This window comes from Glutamicibacter sp. 2E12, from assembly GCF_050030965.1.
Classification (GTDB): Bacteria; Actinomycetota; Actinomycetes; order Actinomycetales; family Micrococcaceae; genus Glutamicibacter.
In genome coordinates, this window is the sequence record NZ_CP188297.1 from 490781 (window position 1) to 502099 (window position 11319).

9 protein-coding genes are annotated in these 11319 nt (G+C 57.9%); 2 read left to right on the forward strand and 7 right to left on the reverse strand.

The window, feature by feature from the left end:
* Positions 1-100: 100 nt before the first annotated feature.
* Positions 101-1174, forward strand: a complete 1074-nt coding sequence (locus ACP3TE_RS02260) for a hypothetical protein (protein WP_426735099.1) — start codon at positions 101-103, stop codon at positions 1172-1174.
* A gap of 554 nt (positions 1175-1728) precedes the next feature.
* A complete protein-coding gene (locus ACP3TE_RS02265; RefSeq protein ID WP_400290375.1) occupies positions 1729-2070 on the forward strand; it encodes a hypothetical protein in 342 nt (113 codons plus the stop codon).
* Between the two features lie 5 nt (positions 2071-2075).
* On the opposite strand, the gene ACP3TE_RS02270 is transcribed toward ACP3TE_RS02265, so the two are convergent.
* The 7 genes from ACP3TE_RS02270 to ACP3TE_RS02300 form a co-directional block, all read right to left on the reverse strand.
* Entirely contained in the window at positions 2076-2888 is an 813-nt protein-coding gene (locus ACP3TE_RS02270; protein WP_426735101.1) for a TSUP family transporter, read from the reverse strand.
* Positions 2889-2925: 37 nt separating this feature from the next.
* Entirely contained in the window at positions 2926-4713 is a 1788-nt protein-coding gene (locus ACP3TE_RS02275; RefSeq protein WP_426735103.1) for a proline--tRNA ligase, read from the reverse strand.
* A 605-nt stretch (positions 4714-5318) separates the two neighbouring features.
* Positions 5319-7109 carry an NAD(P)/FAD-dependent oxidoreductase gene (locus tag ACP3TE_RS02280; RefSeq protein WP_105657274.1) on the reverse strand — a complete coding sequence of 597 codons (1791 nt, stop codon included), beginning with the start codon at positions 7107-7109 and terminating at the stop codon, positions 5319-5321.
* A 124-nt stretch (positions 7110-7233) separates the two neighbouring features.
* Positions 7234-8403 (reverse strand): helix-turn-helix domain-containing protein, encoded by a 1170-nt coding sequence (locus ACP3TE_RS02285; RefSeq protein WP_332727080.1) that lies wholly within the window; start codon positions 8401-8403, stop codon positions 7234-7236.
* 112 nt (positions 8404-8515) lie between these two features.
* Positions 8516-9256: a hypothetical protein gene (locus ACP3TE_RS02290; RefSeq protein WP_426735105.1), complete on the reverse strand. Its 741-nt coding sequence runs from the start codon at positions 9254-9256 to the stop codon at positions 8516-8518.
* 369 nt (positions 9257-9625) lie between these two features.
* Positions 9626-10366, reverse strand: coding sequence for a hypothetical protein (locus tag ACP3TE_RS02295; protein WP_332486588.1), 741 nt, complete (start codon positions 10364-10366; stop codon positions 9626-9628).
* A gap of 51 nt (positions 10367-10417) precedes the next feature.
* Entirely contained in the window at positions 10418-11212 is a 795-nt protein-coding gene (locus tag ACP3TE_RS02300) for a hypothetical protein (protein ID WP_332594835.1), read from the reverse strand.
* Between the last annotated feature and the right edge of the window lie 107 nt (positions 11213-11319).

Here is an 11319-nt window from a genome sequence, read left to right on the forward strand (position 1 = left end):
GCACAGGTGAAGGAACTCACGCCCATTTTCTATCCATCGTGGCGCTCGACACCGCTATTGCCCTCTTTACCTGCATTGATCATGGCATGATCGAAACGCTATGACTGAAAAATCGCCCCATTCCGCCCGTCGCACCGACAGGCAAGTACGCCGCGCTCCAGGCTGGATTGCTCCGGTACTGGCTGGTGCAGTTGCCGTTGCCGTGACGTGGGGCATTGGCAGCACCATCTTCCGAGGCGCCCTGGTGGAGCGGGGCCTGCCCGAACAGGTCAATGAGGCCAGCGCCGATGCCCGCATGACGTGGGAATACGGAGCAAAGCTGGCAGACCTGGCATCTCAGGCCCAAGCCTTGGCCCAGCTGGCACCCGAGGATAACGCTTCGAGGCTATCCGCATTGGCGACTTCCTTGTCGCAGGGGTCAGCGGTGCTCGGTGAATTGCGCTTCGACGACCAAGAGCCTGCGGCATTGCCGCAAAGCTTCTCCCCCGACGCGCTGGTTGCGCTTGCCACGAATGTCGCCGACGCATCGTCAGCGATGCCTGCCTTCGCAGAACCGTCGCTGTCCAGGGATTCGAAGCTGGCCCAGATTGCTTTCCAGATCAATCTGGACGCCCGCAGCGCTGTTGCATCTTTGGGAGAAGAGCGTGATTTGGACTTGGCCTTGCCACTGAGTGCAGTCTCGGGTGAAGAAGAGCAGAAAGACCAGCCAGTAGCCTGCCTGCCTAAGGAGGAGCTGCTGGACCCCGCGAAGGAAATCACCGAAGCGCAGAACATCGAACCAACGGCCGTCGCCCGGGCCCTGGACCGCGGCTATGCACTAGATTTCGTTCTGCAGCTCACGGCTGCACGTGGTGCCGACAGCGCCAAGGAAGCCGTCGAAGCTCGACGCAGCGAGCTGGGACGCCAGCTTCGCGGCCTGCGTGCGACCGTTGACGAACAGTGCACAGACCTGCGTGAACCCGCCTATGCGCTACCCGAAGGCGGCCTCGAAGACCTGGCTGCCCTATCCGCGGAAGCCGAAGGGGATTTTGCTGATGCATTGGTCGTAGCAGCGGGCGTTAGCGATGGTGCAGCCGGCGCAAAAATTTCCGCCGTTGCTTTCCAGACTCTCAATGGCCAGCAGGGATCGAATGAGGAATACCGCATCCTTGAGACTGGCGAAGTCGGGAAATAGTTTTGGATTCAGCTAGAATTTAGCCGTATTTCACGTTTCGTTGAATTATCACGAAATAATCACGACTGCTAATTGCCCTGAGTCGAAATAGAGCACGGTTCGGGTAGAGCCAAAACAGCGCGAGGCGCACTAAAATTCACGGATGATCCGTAATTTCCATCCGCACTATAAGATATAACCCGCATATGGCATGCGGGTTTTACGCGGTATTACCCGAAACCAATTTATCAACGACCACCATTTCCTCCGCCATGGAGTGATTTCAAAGATATATGAATCTCGTTCCTATTCACTGGCTCTCGATATTCGCGCCGAAAGGGGCTATCGTGAATATCAAGTGCTTGAGATACGGAATTTGGCTCCCATAACACGGAGCGGGATTCTCCGCTTTCTTCCACTTATTGGGGAACTAACAACTTGTGGCTAGGTCGTCAATTGGAGGTTGGGTAATGTCAGGTCGATTCATGCGTTCGAAGACAGCAGAACTGGTCAGCGAAGTGATAGGTTCAAGGCAAGGTCGGGCGCAACTCAGTTCACATGGTTGGGTCCAAGGCATGCCTATTGTCATTGCGCAACCTGAGGAAACAGTCAACGACGTCATGTCGCTCGTGGCCGCGCACCAGCCGCCAGCTCTGATCGCTACTCTCGATCCGGAGAACAACGATTTGTGGTTCCTGTATGTATCCATCGGTTGCACAGCGTTGAAGGTTGTAGATCCGCTGGCAAGCCACACTACGGTTTCCCAACTCTACAAAACTGCAATGGGTTCCAGCTTCTTGACTTTCAGGATCGCGCAAATGGCGACCAGTTCCATGGTCCATGCCATTGAACCCCAGCATGTCCAGCACTACGCCGGATACCCGCCAATCGACACATCAGCGGCTAGCGGCCGCTAAAGCTATCACTTGCCGGCGAGGATCAGGTCCGAGCCGAGCTTGATAATCAGTGCCGAAACGACGATCACGAAAACAATGCGAATAAAGGCGCTGCCCTTTGAGATCGCCATGCGCGCCCCGAGATAACCGCCAAGCATATTCATCACGCCCATGGCCAGGCCTAATGCGACTAGAACGTGCCCCGTGGGGATGAAGAGCAGCAGAGCACCTGCGTTGGTGCAAAGGTTAACGATCTTCGCCTTGGCGGAGGACTGCAAGAAGTTGTAGCCCAGCACTGTCACCATGGCGATGATCAAGAACGATCCAGTCCCGGGACCGATCATCCCGTCGTAGCCGCCAATCAGCAGCCCAATCAGGATGGCTCGAAGATAATGCCCATGCCCGGCGTAGCGCAGGCGCGACAGCTCCCCGGCTTTGGGCTTCAGGATCGTGAACAGCAGCACCGCAATGAGCGCTGCGATAATGATGGGCTGAATGGCTCCAGAGGGAAGAATTGTGGCCAGCGCAGCTCCGCCGAAGGCACCGAGCATGGCAGTCAATGCCATCGGAATAGCGGTCTTCAAATCCGGGCTGGTGCGCCGGTAGTACGTCACCGCGCTGGTAGCCGTTCCGAAGATTGAGCCCAGCTTATTCGTGGCCAGCGCCTGCACCGGCGTGATGCCGGGGAAAAGAAGCAGCGCGGGCAATTGAATCAGGCCGCCACCGCCAACTACCGCGTCAATCCATCCAGCGCCCAAAGCTGCAAGAAGCAGCAACACCAGGGGCCAGCAGGAGACGGGTTCACCGTTGACGGACAGCAATTCCAAGAACTCTTGCACCGCGCTACTCCCCTATTCAGTTATTGGCTACAGCCTTTTAGGCGCTCAGCTCAGCGACAACGTCCTCGACCTTGACATCGCGGCGTTCGCCGGTGGCACGATCCTTGACCTCAACTACGCCCTCAGCAAGTCCACGGCCCACAACAACGATGGTTGGAATGCCGATCAGTTCTGCATCCGAGAACTTCACGCCCGCGGACACCTTTGGACGGTCATCCAAGATAACTTCCAAACCGGCCGATTCTAGTTCTGAGGCCAACTTCTCAGCAGCCTCAAGCAGCTCTGGGCCCTTGCCGGTAACGACCATGTGGACGTCGGCTGGAGCAACCTGCTTTGGCCATGCCAGACCGTTTTCGTCATGGTAAGCCTCGGCCAGTGCTGCTACCGCACGGGTGACGCCAATGCCGTAGGAGCCCATGGTGACAACCTTCAGCTTGCCGTTCTGGTCCAGGACCCGCAGATCCAGAGCCTCAGCGTACTTGCGGCCAAGCTGGAAGATATGACCCATTTCGATACCGCGTTCGGTGCGCAATGGGCCCGAGCCGTCCGGTGCCGGGTCGCCCTCTAGCACGTTGACCGACTCGATAGTGCCGTCAAAGCCGAAGTCGCGCTCGGCCACCAAGCCGAAAACGTGCTTGCCCTTTTCGTTGGCGCCGGTGATCCACGAGGTACCGGATACTACGCGAGGATCAACCAGGTAGGTGATGCCGCTGGTGCCTTCGGTACCCAGAACAGCCTGATCCAGGCCGTTGCCTGGGCCGATGTAGCCGGCAATCAATTCCGGGTGCTTGGCCAAGTCTTCACCGCTAGCGGCTTCAACCTGGACCTCGCCGATGATGCCCAGCGGGGCACCCACGGTAGCTTCGACACGCTTCAGGTCCACCTGGCGGTCGCCTGGAACACCGATGACTACCAACTGGCGGTTGCCTTCTGGATCGGTCACCGCCAGGACAACGTTTTTCAGGGTGTCCTTGGCTTCCCAAGCACCGGACTCGCGTGGGCGCAGCTCGTTGGCCGCGGCAACCAGCGTCTCGATGGTCGGGGTATCCGGGGTATCGACAACTTCGAACGCAGTTGCGTTGGCGTAATCGATGGACGCTGGCACTACTGTGGTGACAGCTTCCACGTTGGCTGCGTAACCGCCGGCCGAACGGACGAAGGTATCCTCGCCAATAGCTGTTGGATGCAGGAATTCCTCGGACTTGGAGCCGCCCATGGCACCAGCCTGCGCGAAGACCGGAATAACTTCCAGTCCCAGGCGCTCGAAGATCTTCAGGTAGGCGCCGCGGTGAGCCATGTAGGCTTCGTCCAGGCCCTCATCATCGATGTTGAAGGAGTACGAATCCTTCATGATGAATTCGCGGCCACGCAGCAGGCCCGCGCGTGGACGTGCTTCGTCGCGGTACTTGTTCTGGATCTGGTACAGGTAGACCGGAAGATCCTTGTACGAGTTGTACAGATCCTTCACCAGCAGCGTGAACATTTCCTCATGGGTCGGCGCCAAGAGGTAGTCTGCATCTTTGCGGTCCTTGAGACGGAACAGGCCTTCGCCGTATTCGGTCCAACGGCCGGTCTGTTCGTAAGGTTCACGTGGCAGCAGCGCTGGGAAGTGGACTTCCTGGCCGCCGATAGCGTTCATTTCCTCGCGAACAATAGCTTCAACGCGCGCAAGGACCTTCAAACCCAACGGCAACCAGGTGTAGATGCCCGGGGCCGCACGACGGATGTAACCGGCGCGTACCAACAACTTGTGGCTGGCGACTTCGGCGTCAACCGGATCTTCACGCAAGGTGCGCAAGAAGGTAGTGGAAAGCTTCAAAACCACTCGGGGTGTCCTTTTCCGTCCGTCGACTTCAGAAATATTTTCGGATGCCGACTAGCTATGCAAAATCAAATGGGTTTTGGCCGCAAAATTGGCCTTAATCAATGCTACAGCTTTCGGCCACTTCCCAATAAATTCAAGGGCTTGCGCGGAATCGTGTTGCGTGCCCGGGTCCGGATGCGGGCCTCTGGATAGATGGTGGGCGCTGCAGGGTTCTGTTTCGTTGAGTCGCTGCCAGCAAAGGACATCCCAGTCGGGTGCCAGTTCCCCGCCGATTTGTACTTGCCAGCACCCATGGCGGGGCTTACGCGGAAGCATGGTGCTGCTGGGTCGGCTGCGGCGCGCAGGCCGGTGCACCGGCGTTGTTGCGGCATCCGCGGTCTGCGCCGATTCATAAACTGCGCAGGTGCCAGGAGCGTGGGAATCATGGTTCATCCGGCTTTCCGTTCAATTCGTTGTGCGATTTCCAGGCCGTTGCAGTTCAACGAAACGTCCGGATAAGGCCCGAAAACCGCCACGTGGCAGACGCGCGGGTGACCCGGAGGAAGCGCCATACAGCGCTTGCTCCGGGTCCGGGAAACCGATTCACGGGCAGGGAAACGGTTATATCAGGATTGATGATAGGTTTCGGCGAGCGCATACACCGGAGTTCCGATGCCCTCGTACCGTGCCTTGAGCTGCAAGCCCAGATACTTCGAATAATGCCTGGACTGGTGCAGGTTGCCTCCGTGGAACCAGAGGTTCTTGACCTTGGTGGGCTTCCACATATTGCGCAGTTCCCCCTGCCATGGACCCGGATCCTTGGCGGTCCCCGACCCCAGGCCCCAGCATTTTCCGACTTCATCCGCGACTTCCTGGGAGATGAGCTTCGCCGCCCATCCGTTCATCGAGCCGTAACCGGTGGCGTAGACCACCGCATCCGCCGGCAGCCGAGTGCCATCGGCCAGCACCACCGATTCTTCGGTCAAGTGCGATACCTCGCCATGGGCCAAAGCAATCGATCCGTCGGCCACCAGCTCGCTGGCACCGATGTTGATGTAGTACCCCGAGCCACGGCGCAGGTACTTGAGGAACAGCCCTGAACCGTCGTCGCCGAAGTCCAGCTCGAATCCCGCATCCGCCAGCGACTTGTAGAAGTGCGCATCTTCCTGCTGGATTTTCTCGAAGACCGGCTTATGGAATTCCGGGAGGACTTTGTACGGGATGGAGGCGAAGATCAGGTCTGCCTTGTTGTGGTCTATGCCGGCAGCGAGGGCTTCTTCCGAGTACAGTCCGCCCAGCACATGCTTCATCAGCGATTCGGAGCGCACGATATGCGTGCTGGAACGTTGGACCATAGTCGGCTTGGCCCCGTTTTGCACCAGATCCGCGCAGATATCGTGTGCGGAGTTGTTGGCGCCGATGACCACGACGTTCTTGCCCGCGTACCGTTCGCCGCCTGGATGCTTGGAGGAATGGTTCTGCTCGCCCTTGAAGATCTCGGCTCCCGGGTACTGGGGAATGTTCGGAATACCGGACATGCCGGTGGCCAGCACCAGCTGGGTGGGACGCAGGGTCAACGGTACTCCGTCGCGTTCTACCTCGACGATCCACCCCTCTCCTTCCGGATCCTGCCGGGCGCTGGTCGCTTCAGTCAGTGACCAATAGTCCAGCTCCATGAGCTTGGTGTAGCTTTCCAGCCAATCCCCCATCTTGTCCTTGGGCGTGAACACCGGCCAGTGGTCGGGGAAATCAATGTAGGGCATATGGTCATACCAGACCGGATCGTGCAGCGCCAAGGAATGGTAGCGCGAACGCCATTGGTCACCGGGACGCGGATGCCTATCGATGACCAGGGCAGGAACACCCATGCGCTTGAGCCGAGCGGCCAAGCCTATGCCGCCTTGGCCGCCGCCGACAATCAGCGTGTAGGGCTGGTCGGTGATCCCCAGGGACTGCTGCTGCGCGGTGCGTCGATCAAGCCAGTTTTCCTTGCTCATCGCTACGCCGTGCTCGGCGCCCAGTTCGCGGCGCGGACCAGCAGGTTCGGGGAATTTGCGCAGGCCCTGCGCGGTGCTCAGCAGGGTCCAGGCCTTCCCATCGCGCAAGCGGAGTAATCCAAGCCCGTTGAATGCGTCGTTCTCGAACGTGTACCAGGCTTCAATGACGCCGTCAGCCTCTTGTGCGCTGGTGACTTCGATGTTCCGCGGCCACGCGCCTCGTTCAACGCCAAGCAGCATCTTCTCGATCCCGTCACGGCCCTCGCTGGTGTGAAGGTTCCATGTCATCGAGGCCAGATCCCGCCAGTAGCACTCCTCCGAAAATAGCTGCACAGCTGCTGGCGCGTCACCCGCTTCCAACGCTATCTGCAAGGAATGGAACCAGCTCCGGGCTTGCAACAAGCAATCATTGTCAGTCATTTGCGTCTCATCTCTTCATCGGGATTCAATGGATGGCCATTCGGGCCCTCCGCGACTAATGAAAGAATATGATCTGCGTCACAAAAGAAAAGCGTTGCAATAGGTTGCAGCTGCTCCGGGATTGCTAGTGGCTGCTCACCGGGACCACGATCCGGTAGGGACGTGAGGCGATCAGGCCACGCAGCTTGGAACGCAAGCGGGATATTTCGGCGCGGATGGTGACGTTCGGCGTATCCGCAGGCCACAGGCTCGCCAACTGCCCTGAGCTCACTCCGTGAGGGTTCGCAGCCAGCAGCTCAAGGATCTGCCAATGCTTCGCGCTCAAGTTGATGCGCGTCGCCCCACCGGGCGAATGGACAATAGCCTGCAGTGAAGCTCCTGCGTACAGCTGGAGGCTCACCTGGCCTTCTGCCCTTTGCAGCAGCCAGCCTCCCGGTGTCCGCCGCGCATCAATTGATCCCAGCCCGGAAATCCAGTTCCGCCCTTCTTCCATGGACATCGGCAAATTGAGCTTGGATCCAACACTGTAGCCTTGGGCGGCGGCTATGGAGCCTTGCACGTCAACTAGGACGTACTCGCCTTCGGGCAGTTGGGTGGAAAGCTGGAGCGTCTGCATTTTCAAGGCATGCTCGGTTTGCAGGAATAATTCTGCTTCTCGGGCCACGGATGAGACCAGAGCCAAGGAGTGCGGATGCGCCGTACGGAACGAGCCTGCCAGCGTGATCGTGCCAATCAGCGCCGAGGCGGCAGGATTCATGACCGGCGCCGATGTGCAGACCCAGTTGTGCTGTTCTTCCCGGGCATGCTCCGGGCCGAAAATCTGCACCGGGGCACGCTCGGCCATTGCCGCGCCGATCCCATTAGTGCCCACGTCGCTTTCGCGCCAGCGTGCACCGGCGACAAATCCGATGCCGTCACTTCGGCGGCGTACTGCAGAGGGCCCGAGCACCCAGAGCACGAATCCTTGCTCGTCGGAGATGACCAGCTGGTTTCCCGCCTGGGTGGCCAAGGAGAGCAAACGCTCCTTGAAGAGCTCGACCAGTCCGTTGAGTTCTTCGTTGGCCTGCCTGCGCTCGCGTATTTCAGAAGTATCCAAGGGAACGATATCTGTTCCAAGCTTGCCGGCCCTGGACCATGAACGAGCCACCACTGGCCGCACCACTTCAGGGATGCACGCGCCTTCGGCCCAGAGCTGATGCAGGGACTTCAAGCTTCGGGCTTTGCGCGTCGGATCCTCGCCCGCAGTCAAGGCAGCCTCGATGGATTTGCGTGGCGCACCGTGTTCCAGGGTCATCCATTGAGAATGCCATGACTCGCGCATCATTGGGAAGCACTTGCCGCGCAAAGAAGTGAAGGCTCTTCTGATTCCCTTGGAACCAGAAGAGCCGTCAACGGCTGAAGGAGGCCTACTTGGCCGTGGCCTTAACCTCTTCAACTGCCTTGTTCAGTTCCTCAACGAGTGCTTTCACAGCCTCGCCATCAGCTTGTTCGCCAGTTTGGGTGCGGGAAACGGCCACAACATTTTCACCGACGACGCCCTGAATCTGGTAAGAACCGCCTGGGACCTCTTCGCCATTCATGGTCATGGCAGTGTGGGTTGCGATGGTCTTGTCCGCATCGGATTCAGCATCCAGGATCTTGGCCGAGGCAGAAACTTTCTGGCCCGCAACACTCATCGAGAAGTCCTCGCAGCCCTGCAGGTCCTTGGCATCTACCATGCCCTTGATTGCATCCAGCTTGGCAGTATCCTCGTAGCCAGCGACGGAGTAGCTGTTGCTCTCGCCTGTTTCGCCAACGACGATCGCTGCGGCCATGTTGACGCCGTCCAGGTCCTGGGTCCCCTGCTGCGAGACGAACTCGGCGCACTTCGCAGGTTCGATCTCCATCTGATCGATCAGGCCCTTGGCGCTTTCCAATGAGCCGCTGAGCGCATCGCTATCCAGAACCTGCACATTCGGTCCGTCTCCACCCAGGGTTTTGGCAACTGCAGCGGCTTGCTCAGCAGTCAGCGCTGGCACCCCCGCGCTTTCCTGCTCCTGAGGGGCCTCCGAAGAGCCAGCAGCGCCCTCGGTCCCTGAATTCGAGCTGCAACCGGTCAAGGCAAGGGCAACTGCTACAGGCAGCACCCAGAGTGAACGCTTCTTCATGGTGATTTCCTCACGTTGGTGATGATAAGCCATCCACAGTATTTCACAATGTGTTGGAAATAAAAGGACTATGAGAGAGTGTTGCAGCGAATGGAATAGAGACCAAATTTCACTTGAATGGTCAAGGGTTGGTCGCTTGCCACCCGTTGCCAGGAAAAGCACCAGTCAAAGAGAAATCGGCAGGCACCGCACAGGAACAAGGTCCCAGCAGTTGGTTTATCGTTCATCTGCCAAGGGGGCCAATATGACTCGGGGGTACGCTGCTTCGAGGAAAAGGCATGTTGGCTGTTAAACCACGAGCTCTGCACTCCTCAGTGCAAGGCCAACTGATGTTGGAGAGTCCATAAAACGGATACCCCGCCCGTTCGGCTACTGAGCCGCCTCGATTTCGGCGAACGCCCGATCTGCCAGCTCCACTGCCTGTGCGGCCAGTTCAGCTGGTTGCTGCGAACCGGTCTGCAGGGTAACCAGCACGAAATTGCCATCTTGCAGAGCCTGCACAACGACCGAGGTCAGTAGCTGTCCGCCACCCGCATCCATCTGGGTGGACATGGTCAACGATTGATCCGCTTCGACGTCCAGCGGCAGGATCTGGCGTTGAGTTTCGATTTCCTCGCCGCCCAGCTCAACAGTGGCCTTTTCACATCCCTCCAGATCATCCAGCGTCAATGCCTCCGATACGTTCTTGCGGGTGGCCTCGTCGGTCAACGAGAAGACCTGCACGACTTTGCCGACGGATTCGGAGGAACTGGTCGCCGTTGCGGATACCGATGCCGTCAAGTCGGTAACTGAATACTTGGCATTCATCTCGGCACACTTTTCCGGCTTGATTCCGCTGGGAGTTTCAGCGTTCTTGGCAACTTCCAGTTGCTTCTGCATCTGCTCATTGCCAACTATCTGGACTGCGTTGTCGCCTTCCAAAAGCTTGGAAGCAATGGACTCTACCTGCTCCGCACTGAGCACATCACCCGAGGCAGAAGTCTTCTTGCTTTCCGCCGGGGCCGTCGAAACAGCCGTTTCCGCTGGTTCTGTCGCGGAATTCGAAGAACATCCAGCCAGCATCATGGTCGTGGCCAATGGCAATGCCCAGAGGGCTAAACGCTTAGTCATCTATTGCTTTCCGTAATTGCCACCGGAAGACCGATGGCGTCTTGAAATGAACTACTGGGTAAGTCGGTTCATGAGTTCTTGAAGGATCCCGGATGCTTCTTCAACTTCGTTCGCGGTGTTCGCGGCAGAAGTGGAACGCTGAATGCCGAGCAGGACGTTCGAATTAGCGGAGCGAATGATGAGCTGCTGTTTGGTGGACGACCCATCACTGCTGGTAATTACATACCCGTCGGCCAATCCTGCAGCAGAATCAATAGGCTGCTTTGCAATGTGGTAAGCGCGAGTCTCATTGCCTAATTTGACTGTGTAACGCGAGCAATCAGCATTGGCCTCAGTTTTGGCAACCCATTGCGCTTGCAAAACTTCAGGGTCTTTGTAGATTGCAACAGTTAGGTAGCTGTCCTCGAATTCGATGGCGCCCATCGTGGCGCTCTGCAATTGATCTGCGACCGGCTCAGCAAAGGTAACTCCGCATTTACTGGGATTCACTTGGACGTTCTCTATCCACTCCTGTGCTTGCGGAATGCTCTTGCGTAGCTGTTTGTCGTTGATGACTTGGGAGTTTTCTTCGTCTTTGGCGAAATCCTCAAGCAGATTTTCCAGCTGTCCGTCGTCGAGCTGGACTGGGGCGACCGTCGAGGCACCGGTTTCGACTTCTGGCGAACTGCACCCACCAATGAGGAGTACTGCTGCGCACATAGCAGCACCCAAATACGCTTTAGTACCAATGGCTTGAACCACAAATTTTCCCATCACCATCACTTTTACACTTTCGAGTCTAGAAGACTGATGATCATTCGATGGGCATTGTTGCTCCCGCGTTGAGCGGAAGAAGAAATAGCCCAAGTTGCATAGCACCTGGGTCCCGTTTCCCTTGCCGGGTCATTAAGCGAATGGATTGCTCTCCATTAGCCGGAGAAATGGATGTTTGCCGCAGCTAAGCGAAAGTCCTC

Excerpts from the sequence above, each read along its gene's own strand:
- ACP3TE_RS02285 (WP_332727080.1), bottom strand. The coding sequence starts at position 8,403 with ATGACCCTGGAACACGGTGCGCCACGCAAATCCATCGAGGCTGCCTTG.
- ACP3TE_RS02260 (WP_426735099.1), top strand. The coding sequence starts at position 101 with ATGACTGAAAAATCGCCCCATTCCGCCCGTCGCACCGACAGGCAAGTA.
- ACP3TE_RS02290 (WP_426735105.1), bottom strand. The coding sequence starts at position 9,256 with ATGAAGAAGCGTTCACTCTGGGTGCTGCCTGTAGCAGTTGCCCTTGCC.
- ACP3TE_RS02265 (WP_400290375.1), top strand. The coding sequence starts at position 1,729 with ATGCCTATTGTCATTGCGCAACCTGAGGAAACAGTCAACGACGTCATG.
- ACP3TE_RS02295 (WP_332486588.1), bottom strand. The coding sequence starts at position 10,366 with ATGACTAAGCGTTTAGCCCTCTGGGCATTGCCATTGGCCACGACCATG.
- ACP3TE_RS02280 (WP_105657274.1), bottom strand. The coding sequence starts at position 7,109 with ATGACTGACAATGATTGCTTGTTGCAAGCCCGGAGCTGGTTCCATTCC.